The sequence below is a fragment of the Vibrio sp. BS-M-Sm-2 genome, from assembly GCF_041504345.1.
GTDB lineage: Bacteria > Pseudomonadota > Gammaproteobacteria > Enterobacterales > Vibrionaceae > Vibrio > Vibrio satsumensis.
The window spans coordinates 3,048,272-3,067,320 of record NZ_CP167894.1; the positions used below are offsets into that span (position 1 = coordinate 3,048,272).

The 19,049-nt window shown below is 43.3% G+C and carries 14 protein-coding genes; 2 read left to right on the top strand and 12 right to left on the bottom strand.

The window, feature by feature from the left end; translation table 11 throughout:
• Positions 1-10: 10 nt before the first annotated feature.
• The 3 genes from AB8613_RS14050 to AB8613_RS14060 all read right to left on the bottom strand — a co-directional run bounded on the left by AB8613_RS14050 (position 11) and on the right by AB8613_RS14060 (position 3,089).
• Positions 11-1,483, bottom strand: coding sequence for a DNA polymerase Y family protein (locus tag AB8613_RS14050; RefSeq protein ID WP_372383977.1), 1,473 nt, complete (start codon positions 1,481-1,483; stop codon positions 11-13).
• Positions 1,484-1,486: 3 nt separating this feature from the next.
• The gene (gene imuA, locus AB8613_RS14055) at positions 1,487-2,194 is read right to left on the bottom strand and encodes a translesion DNA synthesis-associated protein ImuA (RefSeq protein WP_372383978.1); all 708 of its coding nucleotides are present in this window, start codon (positions 2,192-2,194) and stop codon (positions 1,487-1,489) included.
• A gap of 154 nt (positions 2,195-2,348) precedes the next feature.
• On the bottom strand, positions 2,349-3,089 hold the full coding sequence (locus AB8613_RS14060; RefSeq protein WP_146492209.1) for a YciK family oxidoreductase: 741 nt from the start codon (positions 3,087-3,089) through the stop codon (positions 2,349-2,351).
• Positions 3,090-3,232: 143 nt separating this feature from the next.
• On the opposite strand from AB8613_RS14060, the gene sohB reads away from it, so the two are divergent.
• Positions 3,233-4,294, top strand: a complete 1,062-nt coding sequence (sohB, locus tag AB8613_RS14065; RefSeq protein ID WP_009849001.1) for a protease SohB — start codon at positions 3,233-3,235, stop codon at positions 4,292-4,294.
• 186 nt (positions 4,295-4,480) lie between these two features.
• Here sohB and AB8613_RS14070 read toward each other — a convergent pair whose 3' ends face one another.
• From AB8613_RS14070 to AB8613_RS14080, 3 genes are all read right to left on the bottom strand, one after another.
• Positions 4,481-6,061, bottom strand: coding sequence for a SpoVR family protein (locus AB8613_RS14070; RefSeq protein WP_285953224.1), 1,581 nt, complete (start codon positions 6,059-6,061; stop codon positions 4,481-4,483).
• 11 nt (positions 6,062-6,072) lie between these two features.
• Positions 6,073-7,344: a YeaH/YhbH family protein gene (locus tag AB8613_RS14075; protein WP_065676844.1), complete on the bottom strand. Its 1,272-nt coding sequence runs from the start codon at positions 7,342-7,344 to the stop codon at positions 6,073-6,075.
• A 120-nt stretch (positions 7,345-7,464) separates the two neighbouring features.
• The gene (locus AB8613_RS14080) at positions 7,465-9,399 is read right to left on the bottom strand and encodes a PrkA family serine protein kinase (RefSeq protein ID WP_065676845.1); all 1,935 of its coding nucleotides are present in this window, start codon (positions 9,397-9,399) and stop codon (positions 7,465-7,467) included.
• A gap of 396 nt (positions 9,400-9,795) precedes the next feature.
• On the opposite strand from AB8613_RS14080, the gene AB8613_RS14085 reads away from it, so the two are divergent.
• The gene (locus tag AB8613_RS14085) at positions 9,796-10,509 is read left to right on the top strand and encodes a MipA/OmpV family protein (protein ID WP_128162605.1); all 714 of its coding nucleotides are present in this window, start codon (positions 9,796-9,798) and stop codon (positions 10,507-10,509) included.
• A gap of 144 nt (positions 10,510-10,653) precedes the next feature.
• Here the strand turns inward: AB8613_RS14085 and AB8613_RS14090 are convergent, their stop codons facing one another.
• The 6 genes from AB8613_RS14090 to AB8613_RS14115 form a co-directional block, all read right to left on the bottom strand.
• A complete protein-coding gene (locus AB8613_RS14090) occupies positions 10,654-11,223 on the bottom strand; it encodes an outer membrane beta-barrel protein (RefSeq protein WP_372383979.1) in 570 nt (189 codons plus the stop codon).
• Between the two features lie 547 nt (positions 11,224-11,770).
• A complete protein-coding gene (locus AB8613_RS14095; protein ID WP_146492206.1) occupies positions 11,771-12,271 on the bottom strand; it encodes a YfbU family protein in 501 nt (166 codons plus the stop codon).
• 220 nt (positions 12,272-12,491) lie between these two features.
• Complete coding sequence (pflA, locus tag AB8613_RS14100) at positions 12,492-13,232, bottom strand: pyruvate formate lyase 1-activating protein (RefSeq protein ID WP_060982328.1); 741 nt, start codon at positions 13,230-13,232, stop codon at positions 12,492-12,494.
• A 164-nt stretch (positions 13,233-13,396) separates the two neighbouring features.
• Positions 13,397-14,398 (bottom strand): lipid A deacylase LpxR family protein, encoded by a 1,002-nt coding sequence (locus AB8613_RS14105; RefSeq protein WP_146492204.1) that lies wholly within the window; start codon positions 14,396-14,398, stop codon positions 13,397-13,399.
• A gap of 200 nt (positions 14,399-14,598) precedes the next feature.
• Entirely contained in the window at positions 14,599-16,875 is a 2,277-nt protein-coding gene (gene pflB, locus AB8613_RS14110) for a formate C-acetyltransferase (protein ID WP_146492203.1), read from the bottom strand.
• Positions 16,876-17,180: 305 nt separating this feature from the next.
• Positions 17,181-18,722 carry a DUF3360 family protein gene (locus AB8613_RS14115; RefSeq protein WP_048664665.1) on the bottom strand — a complete coding sequence of 514 codons (1,542 nt, stop codon included), beginning with the start codon at positions 18,720-18,722 and terminating at the stop codon, positions 17,181-17,183.
• Positions 18,723-19,049: the final 327 nt, after the last annotated feature.

Here is a 19,049-nt window from a genome sequence, read left to right on the forward strand (position 1 = left end):
TTCTTACAGGCTAGCTAAATAAGCCGTGCAAAAACCACTGTTTATTTGGCGTTCTAAAGACCCATAGCCATCGACCGTTTTCACTGTGAGCAATAAAGTAGTCACGAATGATTTTTTCGCCATCCCACCACCCAGAAACAATACGCTCAGGGCCCTGAGATAAGGTGACGCTTTCGGTTAAGGCTTCGGGCTCTGGTAGTAAAATACTGGGTCTGATTCGCTGTTGGTTGATGTTGGAAGCTGTCATAGTTTGTTGCGCGATATCTTGGGAAATTTGTCCCTTTTTTACCGTATTCCCCAGTGTCGGTAGTAAATATTGGTTGGCCTTCTCTGGTCTTGGGTCGTGCTGTATTTTCGGTGTTTGAATGCAGGCTTGCCCTAATTTAGCTTGCAGTAATGAGATCAAATCTAACGCGGCAAGTGTTCCTGTATTGCCATCGAAAAGATCATGGTAGGCGACTTGCGGTTCTCCATGACGAATCAAAGAGAGAGTCAGTCCTTGAACCGGTGCTGTGAGCTTTAGTGACTCTAAAGTTAGATGGGTAAGGCTTGCCCATTTTTCAGCAAGGTAATCACCTTGTGCCGAATAGAAAGAGACAGGATGATCGTCTTTATCCCTAAGATGCAGAATCAGCGTTAATTCAAACGCTACTCGGTCACGTAGCTTCAAAAAGCATTCCAGTTGATTCAACAATTTCAGCAGCGGCTTTTCGATAAATAGGATGTTTTCAATATCAAACAATAGCTCGAGATATTGCTGAAAATTCTCCGGTGGATGATAGAAATCAATCGGGTGCTTGAACTGTCCGTTAAGGCGACCAACATAATTCACCAAATCGATATCAAAGCGACGTGCGACATCTTGCAAAGGCAGTTTCAATAGGTCATCCACTAAGTTAATGCCGACGCGGTTCAGACGCTCCACTTGCTTAGTTGGCAGCTCGCTGGAACTTAATGCTTGTTGATTAACCCATGCTTTCATTTGCTCAACATTATTAGTGACTTGGTTGATGGATTGCTTGCCCAAAAGGATCGCAGAAAGTGGCGAGTAACCCGTCGCGAAGCTGAACTGGATATTGAGCGTTTCTAAATGACTTTTGAGTTCATGCCAGTAGTTATCTAGCCCATCGTAAAGTGACAGCATATTAGAAGCTTTAATCAACAAACCATTGGGTGGCAATAACGCCATGTCAGAAGTGACCAAATACGCCCATTGAGCGATCTCTTTGAGCTTGCTTTTTTCTAGCTCAATACTGTAAGGGTGGACGTGTAAGTTATGGCAAAGCGCCGCCGCAGACCCTAGCCCCATACCAAGTGAAATTCTCGATTGCAGAGCAGCTTGGTTAGCTTGCAGCACACGGTGATCTTTTTCATCCACGATGATAATAGGTTGCTCGTGTGCTTCTTCGTTCGAACCCAATTCATTAGAGTTAAATAAGGTATCCAACTGCAGCGATGAGAAGTGCAGATAAAGCCACAACATCCGCTAGCCTTGTTTCGCAATAGGGAAAGCCAGCACCGTGTTATCAGACAAAGCGTGAGTCGAACTGTTTTCATTGATGACTTTTTCTGTGAGTAACGGCCAGTTCTGGCTCATGTCCAGAATAAAGCTGCCATACGACCAACTGCCTTTTCTTTTCGTGACTTCAACCTTTAACCCTTGGGCGTGAGAAGACAGCTTCATGCTTAAAGAAACGGGTAGGGATAACTGATTATGGCTGGTGGCTTTAAAATGAAATTGCAGACACTTGCCTGTTTCGCTTGCTGCTTGCAGGCGCTTGGTTTGGTGAATTTCTAGATCCGCTCCCCATAGCAAAACAGAATGGCAGGCACCACTTTTGAGGCACTGCTCTGCGGCCCACAATGCATCGAGATCACGCTGAGGTTGGATGACTAGGATGTTCTCTAGTGGAATGTTTTGGTCGTTGAAATACTCGGCACAGATCTTCCCTGGTGGGTTGATGAAAATGGCCAGTTTCTGTGAGTTTTGTTGAGCTAAATAGGGTGTGAGTAGACGAAGTTCGCCGATCCCTTGTTGTGATTCAACCTCAATAACGCCGTGCGTTGGGAAGCCTCCATCAAGCTGTTTATCCAATTGAGGATAGCCTGTCGAAGTGGTACTTCCTTGCGTTGTTGATTGTAATCCTTTCCAGATTAACTGGCGGTCTTGTAAGTTTTTTATTAGTTCATGCATAATTAAATACCTGTATATTTATACAGTATATTTAACAATGAAAAAGATGCAAAGCAAAATGATGATAATTAGCGGAAGTAAGTGCTAGTTGATTGATTTAGATACAAAAAAAGCCGCGATTAAAGCGGCTTCTTGTTATTGGTTATAATATCAACTACTTAGGTTGAGCGTCGATACATTGGCCATTAATGTCTGTCACACTTGGGTTCATTAAGTGTAGGTACAGTGGGATAATGTCCAGTGGCGTTTTCAGCTTGTTAGCATCTTCACCTGGGTACGCTTTTGCACGCATGCGTGTTTGCGTGCCGCCTGGGTTGATCGCGTTAACACGGATGTTTGTGTCTTCAAGCTCGTCCGCTAAGATCTGCATCATACCTTCGGTAGCAAACTTAGAAATCGCGTAAGTGCCCCAGAATGCACGGCCAGAGTGACCAACGGTAGAAGAGGTGAATACGATACGACCCGCTTCCGCTTTCTTAAGTGCAGGTAAAAGTGCTTGAGTCATCAAGAACTCAGACTTCAGATTGATCTGCATAACATCATCAAAGGTTTCTTCATCAATCTGCTCAAACGGGCTCAGAGTACCTAAAACGCCAGCGTTATGAAGTAGACCGTCTAAACGACCGAACTGCGATTCAATGGTTTCAGCCATATCAACGTAGTTCTGTTTTGTCGCGCCTTTTAAATCCAATGGGATAATTGCAGGCTGCGGGTAACCAGCGCTTTCGATTTCATCGTAAATGAATTCTAGGTTTTTTACATTGCGGCCTAACAGAATGACAGTTGCGCCATGTTGAGCGAAGCTTAGTGCAGCTTGGCGACCAATGCCAGCACCGGCACCTGTAACCAAAATTACTTTATCTTTGAGGGCATCTGTAGAGATTGGGTAATCCACTGTGCTTATCCTTCTTTCTTTTATTATGTTCGTCATTCCATTGATGTTTAATCACACAGATAACCGCAGGAATGATGAGAAATTCTTGGTAATCGTGACAAGATGGTTACAATACACTAATTCATACAATAGGGGATATGACATTGGAATTTTTGTTGGACTACGGCCTGTTTTTAGCCAAGATTGCGACCGTTGTAATCGCCATCATCGCAATTTTAGTGATTGCTAAATCTGTGGGTGGGAAATCAAGCGCGATTAAAGGTGAGCTGGAAATCACGAACCTATCTGAACACCATAAACAGACGATTGAACAATTAGAGCACCATCTACACGACGATGCTTTCATCAAAGCCCGTGATAAAGCAGAAAAGAAAGCAGAAAAAGAGAAAGTAAAATCACGCGGTAAAGAAGTAAAGAAAGCAGCGAAAGAGGGGGAGCTTGATAGCAAGCGTGAACCACATCTATTCGTTCTTGATTTTAACGGCAGCATTGATGCAAAAGAAGTAGCTTCATTACGTGAAGAGGTAACGGCGGTTCTGGCTGTGGCTCGTGAAGGCGATGAAGTCTTACTTAAGCTTGAGTCTGGCGGTGGCATGGTTCACGGCTATGGCTTGGCGTCCTCTCAACTTGATCGTATCAAAGCAGCAGGTTTGCCTCTGACTATCTCGGTAGACAAAGTAGCAGCAAGTGGCGGTTACATGATGGCATGTATCGCAGACAAAATCGTATCTGCACCTTTTGCTATTGTTGGCTCTATTGGCGTTATCGCTCAATTGCCAAACTTCAATAAACTGCTGAAGAAACACGATATCGAGTTCGAACAGCTAACGGCAGGTGAGTACAAACGTACATTAACCATGTTTGGTGAGAACAGCGATAAAGCACGTGAGAAATTCAAAGAAGAGTTAGAAGAGACACATGGCCTATTCAAAGACTTCATTCGTGACCATCGTCCAGCACTCGATCTTGAAAAAGTAGCAACGGGTGAACACTGGTTTGGTACACAAGCACATGAGCTTGGGCTGGTGGATGAGATCAGCACTTCTGATGATTTAGTCGTAGCGGCATGTAAGGACAAAACGGTTCTAGCGATTCACTACGTACAGAAGAAAAAGCTGTCAGACAAACTAGCGGGTGTGGCAGGTAAATCTGCAGACAGCGTGCTGATGAAGCTGATTGAACGCGGCCAAAAGCCGATTGTTTAAGCTTATTTAGCTTTAGCTCTAGTTTTAGTGGCTCACGTCTATTTAAAGACGTTTGAGCCTTAAAAAGAAAGCGCATAAGTCATCAGACTTATGCGCTTTTTTATTGCTCCACTTCCGAGCGGGTTGACCACTATGGTGTAGGGGGAGCGGAGTTTTATTGCCATCACCGATGAACTGCGATTGGTATTAAATCTTGGCTCCATAGTCATTACGTTTTGGACAAGTCGTCAGAATCTCTCTATGACCCGTATCTTTGAGCTCTTCCAAAATCACATCAAAGCCCCACAAGCGATAGAGATGCTTCATCACTTCGTCGTAGCCTTTATCAAGCGGGATACGGTCATGAGGCACATACTGCAGCGTCATTGATCGGTCACCACGAACATCGACGTTAAACACCTGAATGTTTGGTTCAAGGTTACTTAGGTTGTATTGCGCCGCAAGCTTCTCACGAATCAGGCGATAGCCCGGGTCATCATGTATAGCACTCACTTCAATGGTGTTTTTTCGGTCATCATCAAGCACTGAAAACAGCTTAAAGTCACGAATGATCTTTGGAGAAAGATATTGGCTAATAAAGCTTTCATCTTTGAAGTTGTGCATTGCAAAGTGCACCGCCTCTAACCAATCACTTCCTGCCAGCTCTGGGAACCACTCTTTGTCTTCATCGGTTGGCTCTTCACAAATGCGTCGAATGTCTCTAAACATCGCGAAGCCAAGTGCGTAAGGGTTTATCCCGCTGAAGTAAGGACTGTTGTAAGCAGGTTGCGCGACTACACTGGTATGGCTGTGCAGGAACTCTAAGATGAACTTATCACTCACCAAGCCTTCATCATAAAGATGGTTAAGAATGGTGTAATGCCAGAAGGTTGCCCAGCCTTCGTTCATGACTTGAGTTTGTTTCTGAGGGTAGAAGTACTGGCTTACCTTGCGAACGATACGAACACACTCACGCTGCCAAGGTTCAAGCAGTGGTGCGTTCTTCTCGATAAAGTAAAGAATGTTCTCTTGAGGCTCGCTAGGAAAGCGGATTTTGGTTTCTTTTTCCTTGTCTTGATTTTTAGGCACAGTTCTCCACAGCTCATTGACTTGAGATTGTAGGTAAGCCTCTCGCTCTTCCTGCCTTGCGGTTTCTTCAGCAATGGAAATCTTCTCAGGACGTTTGTATCGGTCTACGCCGTAATTCATTAATGCATGGCAAGAATCAAGGAGCTGCTCAACCTCAGCGACGCCATATTTCTCTTCACAACCACTGATATACTTCTTAGCGAACAGCAAGTAATCGATGATGGAACCGGCGTCTGTCCAGGTTTGAAACAGGTAGTTGCCTTTAAAGAAAGAGTTGTGGCCGTAGCAAGCGTGAGCCATTACCAGAGCCTGCATCGTTACCGTGTTTTCTTCCATCAGATAAGCGATACAAGGATCTGAATTGATCACAATTTCGTAGGCTAAGCCCATTTGGCCATGCTTGTAGTTTTGCTCGGTTTGAATGAATTTTTTACCAAAAGACCAGTGGTTGTAATTGATAGGCATACCAATGCTTGAGTATGCATCCATCATCTGCTCTGAAGTAATCACTTCAATTTGGTTCGGATAAGTATCTAAACGGTAATGCTGCGCCACACGCTTAATTTCGACGTGATATTTCTCCAATAGGTTGAACGTCCAATCTGGACCATCAGGCAGCATCTTGTCGTTTTTTTTCTGTGTAGCCTTGTCTCTATCGGCAATGTTTGATTTCTCTGCAACGTTTGATTTCGCTGTCATGGTAAGCCCCCTTACGCTGTCTCTTTCTGGAACAGTTCTCTAAACACAGGAAAAATATCATCCACCGTCTTAATGTTTTTCATTGCGAAGTTGTCGAAGCTACTCTCGAGTTTTTCGTATTCGTGCCAAAGCGTTTGATGAGAGCGGCGTGTTATTTCGATGTAAGAGTAATATTGGCAAGTTGGCAGAAGCGTATTCACCAGCAGCTCTTTACAACGAGGAGAGTCATCAGCCCAGTTATCGCCATCAGAGGCTTGTGCTGCATAGATGTTCCACTCATTAGCTGGGTAGCGATCTGCAACTATTTCTTTCATTAGTTTCAGTGCACTAGAAACGATGGTGCCACCGGTTTCTTGGGAGTAGAAAAACTCATGCTCGTCGACTTCTTTAGCCTGAGTATGGTGACGAATAAACACAACATCGACGTTTTCGTAGGTGCGGTTTAGGAACAGATAAAGCAGCACGTAGAAGCGTTTTGCGATGTCTTTGGTAGCTTGGTCCATTGAGCCGGACACATCCATCAAGCAGAACATTACCGCTTGGCTAGATGGAATAGGGCGCTTCTCATAGTTTTTAAAACGTAAGTCGAAGGTATCAATGAATGGCACGTTTTCAATTTTTTTGCGTAGCTCGGCAATCTCTTCTTTTAAGCGACTTTCTTCGAAGGGTTGTGCCGGTTCCGTCATTTTAACTTGGTCAAGTTGCTCCATCAGTAGGTTAAGCTCGCGCTTTTTACCTGCTGTCATCGCGGTTCTACGAGCTAGAGATTGCTGCAGTGAACGAACAATAGCGATGTTGGATGGAATCCCCGCACTTTGGTAACCAGAGCGGTGGGTTTTCCATTCGGTGATTTTGTTGACCTGATTTTTCTCTAGATTAGGCAGAGCTAAATCTTCAAAGAGAATATCAAGATACTCATCTTTTGAAATTTGGAAGGTAAATTCATCTTGGCCTTCGCCATCAGGGCTTGCATCGCCTTGGCCAGAACCACCACCTTGACCGCCACCTTTAGGACGCTCAATTTTGTCGCCAGTGATGAACTGATCATTACCAGGGTGAACACGTTCTCTTACGCCGCCTTGACCTTGGTGAAAGCTTGGCTCTTTGATGTCTTTATGAGGAATAGTAACGTCTTCACCAGTTTCAGTATTGGTGATTGAACGTCGGTTGACTGCATCGGCCACAGATTCTTTGATTTGCTCTTTATGGCGTCGTAAGAATCGCTGTCTATTTACAGCACTCTTATTCTTGCCATTGAGCCTCCGATCGATAAATTGTGCCATAAGAACTCCCTCTCAGCTGATGTCACGATCCTACTTTTTATTAGTGTATAAGAGTTATTAGGATATAAGAGTTATTGGTTTGTACGAGCTGCTCACGTGAGCAGCTCAATACAGTTTGGTTTATGAGGATTTACGAACTCTTAGATACCACTCAGATAGCAGTCTAACTTGTTTCTCGGTGTAGCCTTTTTCCATCATACGAGCAACGAAGTCGTCGTGTTTTTTCTGATCATCCGTTGAGGTCTTAGCATTGAACGAAATAACAGGAAGCAGCTCTTCTGTGTTAGAGAACATTTTCTTCTCAATCACAGTGCGCAGTTTCTCGTAGCTTGTCCAAACTGGGTTTTGACCGTTATTGTTTGCTTTGGCACGAAGCACAAAGTTCACAATCTCATTTCGGAAGTCTTTAGGGTTACTGATACCTGCTGTTTTCTCGATTTTCTCGAGTTCACCATTTAGAGAAGCACGGTCAAATAGCTGGCCTGTTTCTGGATCGCGGTACTCTTGGTCTTGAATCCAGAAATCAGCATAGGTTACGTAACGGTCGAAGATATTCTGTCCGTACTCAGAGTAAGACTCTAGGTAAGCGGTCTGAATCTCTTTACCAATGAACTCTACGTAGCGTGGCACTAGGTATCCTTTCAAGAACTCTAGGTACTTCTCAGCGGTCTCTTGAGGGAATTGCTCTCGTTCGATTTGCTGCTCAATCACGTAGAAAAGATGCACTGGGTTTGCGGCCACTTCGGCTTGGTCGAAGTTGAATACTCGAGACAGAATCTTAAAGGCGAAACGCGTTGATAGCCCAGACATTCCTTCGTCAACACCAGCATAATCTCGGTACTCTTGGTAGCTCTTCGCTTTTGGATCGGTGTCTTTTAGAGTCTCACCATCGTAAACCCGCATTTTTGAGAACAGAGACGAGTTCTCAGGCTCTTTCAGTCTAGATAAGATACTGAATTGCGATAGCAGATCGAGTGTGCTTGGCGAACAAGGGGCTTTGGATAGCTCACTGTGCTCAAGCAGTTTTTGGTAGATCTTAACTTCTTCAGAGACGCGTAGACAGTAAGGGACTTTTACAATGTACACACGGTCGAGGAAGGCTTCGTTGTTTTTGTTGTTACGGAAGGTCTGCCACTCGGATTCGTTCGAGTGAGCCAGAATCATGCCGTCAAATGGCAGTGCAGAAAGCCCTTCGGTACCGTTGAAGTTACCTTCTTGTGTGGCCGTTAGTAGTGGGTGTAATACCTTGATTGGCGCTTTAAACATCTCCACGAATTCCATAACACCTTGGTTAGCTTTACATAGCGCACCAGAGTAGCTGTAGGCATCAGGATCATCTTGAGAGAAGTGCTCAAGTTTACGAATATCTACTTTACCAACAAGAGATGAGATATCTTGGTTGTTTTCATCACCAGGCTCTGTTTTCGCGATCGCAACTTGATCGAGGATAGAAGGGCGCAGTTTGATGACTTTGAATTTGGAAATATCACCGCCAAAATCGTGCAGTCGTTTCGCTGCCCACGGAGACATAATTGAGCGAAGATAGCGTTTCTCAATACCGTATTCGTTCTTCAATAAGTCGCCGTCTTCGTTTACATCGAATAGACAAAATGGGTGATCGTTTACTGGGCTTCGTTCGCCGTCAGCAGACAATACATAGATTGGTAATTTCTGCATCAGGGCTTTGAGTTTTTCAGCAAGAGATGATTTACCACCGCCCACAGGGCCAAGTAAGTAAAGGATTTGTTTACGTTCTTCTAAACCTTGCGCAGCATGTTTTAAGTAAGAAACAATCTGTTCAATCGCATCTTCCATACCGTAGAAATCTTTAAATTCGCTGTAGCGTGAGATGACACGGTTAGAGAAAATACGACTTAGTTGAGGGTCTTGAGCTGTGTCAATGACCTCCGGTTCGCCAATGGCTAGTAGTAAGCGCTCGGCAGCATTCGCGTAAGCACTTTTATCGTCTTTACACAGCGCTAAGAACTCTTGCAATGTCAGCTCTTCTTCCTTGGCTGCTTCATAACGTGATTGATAGTGGTCAAAAATACTCATAGTCACATTCCCCTTGTTAACCAGTTAAAACTGACGAGCGATTGAAAAATAGGCTCTCCCTACATTTTAAGGTTAGACCCGCTTCCACAATTTTGCTTAACAATTATGTATTTATTTACAATTTTGCGTGTGAAAAACGTAGCGAGCGCAATAGGCAACTTGAGGCGTGTAGAATCAAATTATTTTACATTCGAGCAGATCTAGCCGTTTGTTTTGTGATTTTAGGTCGCTTAATAATTCTCACACTGGATTTATGTGTATTAGATGTATAACTGAGCTCTATTGATTTTATGGAATGAAGTACCATATAATGCGCGGCGTTATCAGAAATCGCTTAAAAAATAGGTAGAAACAGTGAAGAGTCTTTGGTTAAAAATCGCCATTGTTGGAACAACAATGTTCATGGCGACCGCTACGCACGCAAAAATATCACAATGGTCATTGGGTGTGGCTGCTTCTTATTCTCCTGCTGTGTACAAAGACACGCCATCAAATCGCGCAGTCATTCCTATGATTGGTTACGAAGGCGAACACTTTTTCATGCGTGGATTTAGCGCAGGCTATCGTTTGTTACCAGCCGGCTCACCTCAGAATATTGTGTTTCGAGCGGTTTATGATCCAAGAACATTAAAGCCAGGTGACTCAGACAATGTGGACATTCAAAAACTAGATGAACGTAAAGCTTCGGTATTAGGTGGTGTTAGCTATCAAGTGATTACGCTGGTGGGTATGTTTGAAGCAACAGCGGGCTCCGACTTAGGTTTTAGACATAACGGTATTTACGCTGAAGCGGCTTGGCGCCTACCTATTCGCCGCAATGGCTGGGCGATTACGCCTTCGATTGGTTACGCTTACAACAGTGAACGCTTGAATAACCACTTGTACGGTGTGAGCTCAGCGGAAGCTGCAAGAACGAATCTAAACGAATTCGATGCTGACTGGGATGGCCAATACTTTATTGGTTTAGGTGGTTACTTACATGTAACGCCGAATGTTCGAGTAACTGGTGGCGTTCGTTACACCAACCTAGAGGGCGATATCGAGAATAGTCCAATCTTAGAAAGCGGCATTAATATGGCGGCAAACGTCGGTGTTGCTTACGTTTTCTAGTTAAAAAGAAGAAAACATAAAAGGGTTACTCGTGATGAGTAGCCCTTTTATTTATGCGAAGTACAGAGCGGTTAATGTCAAGACACCAAAAATCGTAATTACGATGATCTGTTCAACGACTGTAAAACTTTTCTACTTAATGCCTTAGAAAGTGAAACCGGCTTGTAGGCCAAAAGTCTCCTCATTGATTAGGCTTATGCTACCGGAGTTGAAGTCGTAGAAATCGAAACCAACACGAGCCATAAACTTCGAGTTACCAAACATTGGTTGTATAGACTTAAACTCAGCACCGATGCCGTAAGTTGCGCCCCATTCGCTATTTGAATGTTTATTATTCACAGACCAATCTTTGTTAGTAATTGTTGATTTAACATTTACGTTTGAGTAAGCAAGACCAACTTTTCCGTAGATAGCAAAAGACTCATCGAAGCTATATTTATACATTGGAGCTAAAGACATTTTGAAGTGTTTGAAATTGTCTTTGTACTTAGTTAGGTCACCGTGTACATCCGACGTAACCATTTTGCTGTCGGAATCTATGTAATTCATTGTTGATTCAAGATGAAAATGGGTATCAAGAATTTGTGAGCCAGCAGTGAATTGTAGACCTCCGTCATCTCGGTTAATACCAACGCCCCCAAGTACGTACATGTCGTTAGCTGCGAAAGATGAAGTCGACAGAATAGCTAGTGATGCAAGGATGAATTTTCTCATTTTTATCGCTCTGGTTAATAATTTTCGGTGAGCATTCTAGCGATTTCTTTTAAATAAAAAACACCGTTCAAAATGGGTGTGGCGATTTTTAATTTGTATTAAAAGCTCCAAAGTGAAATTAATAAAGATGAATGATCTAATGGGTTATAGATCATTGATTTACGTTTGTTGGTCAATGGACGATATCAGAGAAATTAATGGGAAACGGTTCAATGTTTAATATCTTATCGTCATGTTTTATTTCAATTTTCTGTACGTAAAGCACACTTCATATCCATATCGCTTCATCATTCCCGGTTTTTGTTGGTGATCACTCACTAGCTCTAGGCGTAGATAACATCATGACGTGCCCTTAGGTACAAACAAGCCCACTTCTCAAAGTTGACCCTCTACATGCGGCGTCAAATACTCGATTAACTGATGGAATCACTTGTGTTTCTAGTTGCTTGTTTTCTTTCTTTATATGCAGATATTAAAAAGGGTTACTCGTGATGAGTAACCCTTTTTGACATTTTTTAAGCCAAGCTAAGGCTTATCTTTTCATGCATTAAGCACTAAAGATTTGAGATAGCTCTGTCGCACATAGGTGGTACTGACGAGGGCAATTGCGCCATGTTGTTAGCATGCGGCGGTATTTCTCTAGCATTGGCATTTGGCTATTGAAGTGGTGATCTGCTTTGTCGAATTGAGGGTAAAGACCTTCAGAATCAACAAGGAAGCGTACGTAATGTACGACCTGTGCTTCAGAAGCGATATCAAAACCTAAGAACTGCAGACGACGTTGGTCTACTTCAGCACGCTCTTGCTCTGCAAGCATTTTGTTCGACTCTTGCATAGCATGGTACATCTCCATGATGTCGATAATTTCGCGACACTCTGCTTCAGTCAAACAACCAAACTCTTTGTTAAGCTCACGCATTTGGAGTTCGTAACCTCGTTCTACAATCGTTTGTAGACGTTGGTATTTAGCTGAGTTCTCAGGATCCATTTGAGACATTAGGTAGTATTGATTTGATAGAATTAGACGCTGAGCATTGGTCATTTCCATGGGAGGAGCCTCACTAAAAAACTAAATGTTGTATTCTTTGTTGCAGTAAGAGTAACAGCATTTCTACGAGTGGAAACATGATCTCAACACGGATTTAATATGATTTTTTGAATTGATAAACAAAAGTTGTAAAGAAAAGTGAAAGGATTGTTTGGGCCATAAAAGAAAACGCCCCAATCGAAATTGAGGCGTTTGAAATCACTATGAACGTAAGTCTAGATTAGTATTTTACGTTTGAATGGTACTGGCTTAGAACAGCAACAATCTCGTCCATTTTCTCTTTGCTCGGTGGGTTTGTACCTTCAAGAGGGTAGTCAAAACCAAGCGCTTCCCACTTATGTGCACCAAGCTTATGGTATGGAAGCAGTTCTACTTTCTCGATGTTATCCATGTCTTTGATGAATTCACCTAGCAGATGAGCATCTTCAGCCGTATCCGTGTAACCAGGGACAATTACATAACGAATCCACGTCTTCTTACCGATTTTGTGTAGGTAGCGTGCAAAATCCAGAGTACGTCTGTTTGATACACCAATGAAATCGTGGTGAATCTCATCTCGCATGTGCTTAAGATCAAGCATCACTAGATCAGAGGCTTCTAGTACTTCATCAACCACTTCAGTGTGCTTACGAATGTAGCCATTAGTATCAAGACAAGTGTGAATGCCTTCGGCTTGAGCTGCGCGGAAAAAATCACGAACAAACTCAGGTTGTAGCATCGCTTCACCACCAGAACAGGTGATACCACCTCCTGATGCTTTCATGAAATGACGGTATGATTTTGCTTCGTTGATGATCTCTTCGACCGTTACTTCCTTTCCGTCATGAAGATCCCATGTATCACGGTTATGACAGTACATACAACGCATTAAGCAGCCTTGAAGAAACACAATAAAGCGGATACCAGGGCCATCGACAGTACCACAAGATTCGAATGAGTGAATGCGACCAGTTGTAGACATGAGCTATTCTCGTAGAGGAATTTATACCGTTTATTTTATTACAAAAACGGTACATAAAATAGGGTCAAATGGTAACGAGACCTTTAAAAATAAAGGCAATCACCTGTGAAGATGATTGCCTTTATTAAACTTGAAAAGTAAAGGGCGACAGCCCTTACTGGTGGCTAGAAGAAAGCAAACATTGTGATACCGCCAGTGGTGTACACTGACTCTTTTGCTTCTTTGTAATCCGGTGTTTTTGCTGTTAATGCGAAAGAGGCACCAACGTATTGGTTATACCAAGCGACACCAAGCACAGCAGTCGCTTGAATGTTCTCTAAAGTCACATCGTAGATAGCTGGGTCTTCGTTGTTTTTATTAGCGTACTCATCAACACCTGAGCGATCGCCTTCGATAGTCAGGTCGTTGAATCGGTAGCGACCTTCAAGGCCTGCATAGGTAAACCAACCTGTGTTTGATGCGCCGATCATACCAGGTTTGAATGGGTTTTCTGTGGTGATGTTAGCTGCACCAAAGTTACCACCCAAGTCCGTACCCCAGCGGAACATAAAACCAGTCGAGATATCACTTCTAAAGTTACCGACGTTGATTTCAGAAACGTTAGAGATTTCGTAGTCAGTATTCGCTAAAGCTTGATTACGCATTAGGTTGAAATGGCTTAAATAACCAACGCTCCCCGCCCACTCATCATCAACTTGGTATTCCCAACCCATAGGTTCATCCGATTTAGTGATCGAGTGAACTAGCTTCTGAGCGTCTTCTGAAAGTGCACGCTCACCAGTCGTACCAAACGTTATGTTAAAGCGCTGGGCTTGTTGTGGATTCAAGCTGATGTAGTTGAATTCAGTGTGAAGGTAACCGGCATATGGGCGGTCATTGGCTGATGGCGTTTCTAACTCTATGTCAGAAGGGGTATACATTTTGTGGCCAATGGTGATTTCCCATTTGTCTAGAGAGCTTGCGCCCCAGTAGGAAAGACTCAATGGTTTTACCCAATTATATGGCGTAATACTTGATGATGTGTAACCCAGAAATAAGCCGTTGGTATAGTCTTGGTCGACACCAAAAATACCATCGTTATCTAAAGCAAAAGTGACTGTAGAACGATCAGATGCCAAAGATGAAAAGGAGAGGAGAATCAGGGGTAAACAACGCAGGTATTTCATGGAGCAGTTACTCTTAAATTATGAACCGCGATATTACCGTAATTTGAGTGATTTTGTGGAAAAAAAGTGAATGATAGGGTGCTTTTTTGCTCAACCTAACATTTCGCGGGATGGGTGAGTTCAGTGCGATTTACCGCAGATATAAAAAAGCCCCGCACATTGGCGAGGCTAATATTATTTACTGTCTATTGAGCGTGAGCTTATAGAGACTCAGTAAATGTACGTGCGATTACGTCAGCTTGTTGCTCTGCAGTTAGAGAGTTAAAGCGAACAGCGTAACCAGATACACGGATTGTTAGCTGAGGGTATTTCTCAGGGTGCTTAACTGCGTCTTCAAGAGTTTCACGGTTAAGAACGTTAACGTTAAGGTGTTGACCACCTTCAATGCCAGCTTCGTGGTGGAAGTAACCATCCATTAGGCCTGCAAGGTTAGCACGTTGGCTGTCTTGTTCTTTACCTAGTGCGTTTGGCACGATAGAGAACGTGTAAGAGATACCATCTTGTGCGTCAGCAAACGGTAGTTTACCTACAGACGTTAGTGAAGCTACAGCACCTTTCTCATCACGACCGTGCATTGGGTTAGCACCAGGAGCGAAAGGAGCGCCAGCACGACGACCGTCTGGAGTGTTACCTGTTTTCTTACCGTAAACCACGTTAGACGTGATAGTAAGAACTGACTGTGTAGGGATTGAATCACGGTAAGTCTTAAGCTTACGGATTTTGTTCATGAACGTAGAAACTAGTTCACAAGCAATATCATCTACACGAGAGTCGTTGTTACCGTATTTAGGGTAATCGCCTTCGATTTCGAAGTCAGTTGCGATGCCATCTTCGTCGCGGATTGGTTTAACAGTCGCGAATTTGATTGCAGACAGTGAGTCAGCAGCAACAGATAGACCAGCAATACCACAAGCCATAGTACGACGAACGTCACGGTCATGAAGAGCCATTAGAGACGCTTCGTAGCTGTATTTGTCGTGCATGTAGTGAATGCTGTTTAGTGCAGTCACGTATTGCTTAGCTAGCCAATCCATGAAGTGATCTAGACGATCCATTACTTTGTCGTAATCAAGAACAGCGTCAGTCATTGGAGCTTCTTTAGGACCAACTTGCATCTTAAGTTTTTCGTCCACACCACCGTTGATTGCGTAAAGCATTGTTTTCGCAAGGTTAGCACGAGCACCGAAGAACTGCATTTGCTTACCAACGATCATTGGAGATACACAACAAGCGATAGCGTAATCATCAGACGCAAGGTCAGGACGCATTAGGTCATCATTTTCGTACTGGATAGAAGAAGTATCGATAGATACCTTCGCACAGAAACGCTTGAAGCCGTCAGGTAATTGCTCAGACCAAAGAACAGTGATGTTTGGCTCTGGAGAAGGACCCATAGTGTATAGAGAGTTTAGGAAACGGAAGTTCGAACGCGTTACTAGCGTACGACCGTCGATACCCATACCACCCATAGATTCTGTTGCCCAGATTGGGTCGCCAGAGAATAGCTCATCGTACTCAGGAGTACGTAGGAAACGAACCATACGCAGCTTCATTACGAAGTGGTCGATCATTTCTTGTGCTTGTTCTTCAGTGATTTTGCCAGCAGCGATATCACGCTCGATGTAGATGTCTAGGAAAGTCGAAGTACGACCTAGAGACATTGCAGCACCGTTTTGAGATTTAACAGCAGCTAGGTAGCCAAAGTAAGTCCACTGGATAGCTTCTTGAGCAGTTTGAGCTGGCTCAGAGATATCGAAACCGTATTTCTCAGCCATTTGCTTGATTTGACCTAGAGCACGGTGTTGCTCAGAGATCTCTTCACGCAATTGCATTGTTGCAGCAAGATCTTCGCCATTCTCGAAACGCTCTTGTAGAGAAGCGAATTGAGCAGCTTTGTCTTTCATTAGGAAATCAATACCGTAAAGTGCAACACGACGGTAGTCACCAATGATACGACCACGGCCGTAAGCATCAGGAAGACCAGTCAGAACACCAGACTTACGACATTTTAGGATATCAGGAGTGTAGATATCGAAAACGCCAGCATTGTGTGTTTTGCGGTATTCTGAGTAGATTTTTGAAACCATTGGGTCAAGAGTTTCACCGTATGCTTTACAAGAACCTTCAACCATACGTACACCACCGTTAGGGATGATTGCACGTTTTAGTGGTTTCTCAGTTTGTAGACCAACGATAGTCTCAAGATCTTTCTCAATGTAACCTGCATCGTGAGCAGTAATGGTAGAGATAACAGAAGTATCGAAATCTACAGGTGCTTTAGTTGCGTTTTCCTGTTTGATACCTTCCATTACCGAAGACCAAAGCTTGTTAGTTGCTTCAGTACCCTCAGAAACTAGGAAAGACTCGTCGCCTTCATACGGCGTGTAGTTCTTTTGAATGAAATCACGAACGTTTACTTCGCTTTGCCACTCACCTGCAGCAAAATCTTCCCAAGCTTTAGCAAATTGCTCTGCCATGACATACCTACCTTTTTAGTAGAAAAAATACGTACATTAACACTGTTGAGCCAGCGCCCCTCGAAAGGGTAGTACACTCTTATTAATAACAATATATATGAGCATATTAGATTCATATGGTTATATATATTGTCACTACATTTTATATGTTGTCTTTACTCTATGTATTCAAGACTACGCTAAAAAATTCCTGCAAACCTTAAACTAAATCAATAAATGCCAAAAAAGTTGAAAAAATTTGAGTGACAGGGGTTGCCACCCAAACTTTTTTTAATCCCAATACTACTTTTGTGTAGTAAGAACCATTATAGCCAAGCTTTTAGGCCATATTGACTTTCTAGCATACCAACTGCAAGCATTGCTACTAGACAGATAACTAAAACGCCAACTGGGATAACAATCTTGTCTACAAATGATAGACGCTTCGCACGTTCTTTATCACCAATTAGACCGTTGTTATCAAGAAGCATAGTGAGTGCCCATGCTAATACTGGGTTAACAACCGCTGAACCGAAGATACAGATACCAGCTGCTTGAGAATCTTTTGAATCCTTAACCATTTGCATACCCGCTTCAAGTAGAGGAAGAGATACACCTACAAGTAGCGCAACACGCATCACTGGTGGCCATACCGCAACGTCCATTGGGAAACCAAGAATCGCAACAATAATACATAGAGAACCAAGCAAAATTGCGCCGCCAGGAATTGGACGTTTCGCGATTGCTGCTGGGATCATGTAAGTACCCCAAGAAGAAGTGATGTTACCACCACCTACTGCAGTACCCACCATTTGACGAACTGAACACATAGTCATTGTGTCATCTACGTCCATAAGTACTTTTTCAGACTTTTTAGGGTAGTTCAGTTCTTGGAAGATACGGTGACCTAAGAAGTCAGGTGACCACATTGCTACTGCAAGAATTGCGAATGGTAGAGAAGCGATGAAGTGTTCAACGTTTGGCAAGCCAAGCATCCAACCTTCAGAAGTAGAACCCCACCAGTAAACTGGGTTTAGGTTCGGAATACCCATTTCAGTTTCGAACACGATATCGAAACCAGCACCTAACGCCAATGCAATAGCAAGGCCTGTGAATGCACAAACTGGGATAGCTAACCAACGCTTGTTCACTTTTGCTAGGAAAGCGTAGATAGCTATAGTAATAGCAAGAACGATTAAACCAACGTAACCCATGCTGCCCGCTTCAACAGTAGAAGATTGAAGACCAACCGCCCATGTTTGAATCGAGTTGATTTGGCTCATGGTACCCGTTAGGCCTAAGAAGATAAGCAAGCCACCAGCGGTACCTTCCGAAGTCAGGTTAACCAGCTTGGAGCCGCCTTTTAGGAAACTTAGGATTAGACCGAAGACACCGATAAGGATTGCCAATGCAAGAGGGTGAGCACCAGCTAGAGCGATGGTACCAATAAGAGGAATCATTGGGCCGTGGTTACCGGCAAGGTTTGCTTTAGGGTTAAAGAAACCAGAAGCAAGGATACAGAACAGCAGTGCAGGGATAAGCATTTCTACACGAGCGACTTCAATCGCAAACTCTTTACCAAGGTTTACGTGATCCCAAGCTTGAGTTAGGCCATCAGCCCAAGACATCATTACTGCTGAGTACATCGCGATGATACCAATGGTACCAGCAAGTGCAGGAACAAGGTCTTCAAGTTCAAAGCGGAAGTCACGACCAGGAAGGTTTAAACCGAAGCGGCGAGGCTTCATGATCTGAAGCTCATGATCTAGATAATCTGAGCGGCTCTCAAACTCAGAAGCAGGGCGGTGTAGCTCTTTATAGCTTTTCTCTTCTACTTCAGAGTTCGCATTGTTCACAACGTCTGACATAGATTCCTCATATTTTTATGTTAGTAATTCTAAAATTGAATTCTATAAGTTCGCGTAATTGCGTTATTTCTTAGTTATAACTCATTAACATTATGTTGCACGGTCTTGATGTGCTTTATGCAGCTAAGTTAAAAGAAATGTTTGGCATTTTTAATGCCTTATTCTTTGCTGAGAAGTCTAACAAGCTTACCCTTTAGGGTGATTGATCTTGATCACTTTATGAGTGTATGTGAAAGAAAGCTACAAAACGCAGCGATTCATTAACTTCCCATTGATGAATCGTGTAATTAGTTTTCACAAACTGTCGTTTTCTTATCTTCTTTGAGC

Bases quoted from the DNA above. Each gene is read 5' to 3' on its own strand.
- AB8613_RS14050 (WP_372383977.1), bottom strand. From the start codon at position 1,483: ATGTTGTGGCTTTATCTGCACTTCTCATCGCTGCAGTTGGATACCTTA.
- imuA (WP_372383978.1), bottom strand. From the start codon at position 2,194: ATGCATGAACTAATAAAAAACTTACAAGACCGCCAGTTAATCTGGAAA.
- AB8613_RS14070 (WP_285953224.1), bottom strand. From the start codon at position 6,061: ATGACAGCGAAATCAAACGTTGCAGAGAAATCAAACATTGCCGATAGA.
- AB8613_RS14075 (WP_065676844.1), bottom strand. From the start codon at position 7,344: ATGGCACAATTTATCGATCGGAGGCTCAATGGCAAGAATAAGAGTGCT.
- AB8613_RS14080 (WP_065676845.1), bottom strand. From the start codon at position 9,399: ATGAGTATTTTTGACCACTATCAATCACGTTATGAAGCAGCCAAGGAA.
- AB8613_RS14085 (WP_128162605.1), top strand. From the start codon at position 9,796: ATGTTCATGGCGACCGCTACGCACGCAAAAATATCACAATGGTCATTG.
- AB8613_RS14090 (WP_372383979.1), bottom strand. From the start codon at position 11,223: ATGAGAAAATTCATCCTTGCATCACTAGCTATTCTGTCGACTTCATCT.
- AB8613_RS14095 (WP_146492206.1), bottom strand. From the start codon at position 12,271: ATGGAAATGACCAATGCTCAGCGTCTAATTCTATCAAATCAATACTAC.
- pflA (WP_060982328.1), bottom strand. From the start codon at position 13,232: ATGTCTACAACTGGTCGCATTCACTCATTCGAATCTTGTGGTACTGTC.
- AB8613_RS14105 (WP_146492204.1), bottom strand. From the start codon at position 14,398: ATGAAATACCTGCGTTGTTTACCCCTGATTCTCCTCTCCTTTTCATCT.
- pflB (WP_146492203.1), bottom strand. From the start codon at position 16,875: ATGGCAGAGCAATTTGCTAAAGCTTGGGAAGATTTTGCTGCAGGTGAG.
- AB8613_RS14115 (WP_048664665.1), bottom strand. From the start codon at position 18,722: ATGTCAGACGTTGTGAACAATGCGAACTCTGAAGTAGAAGAGAAAAGC.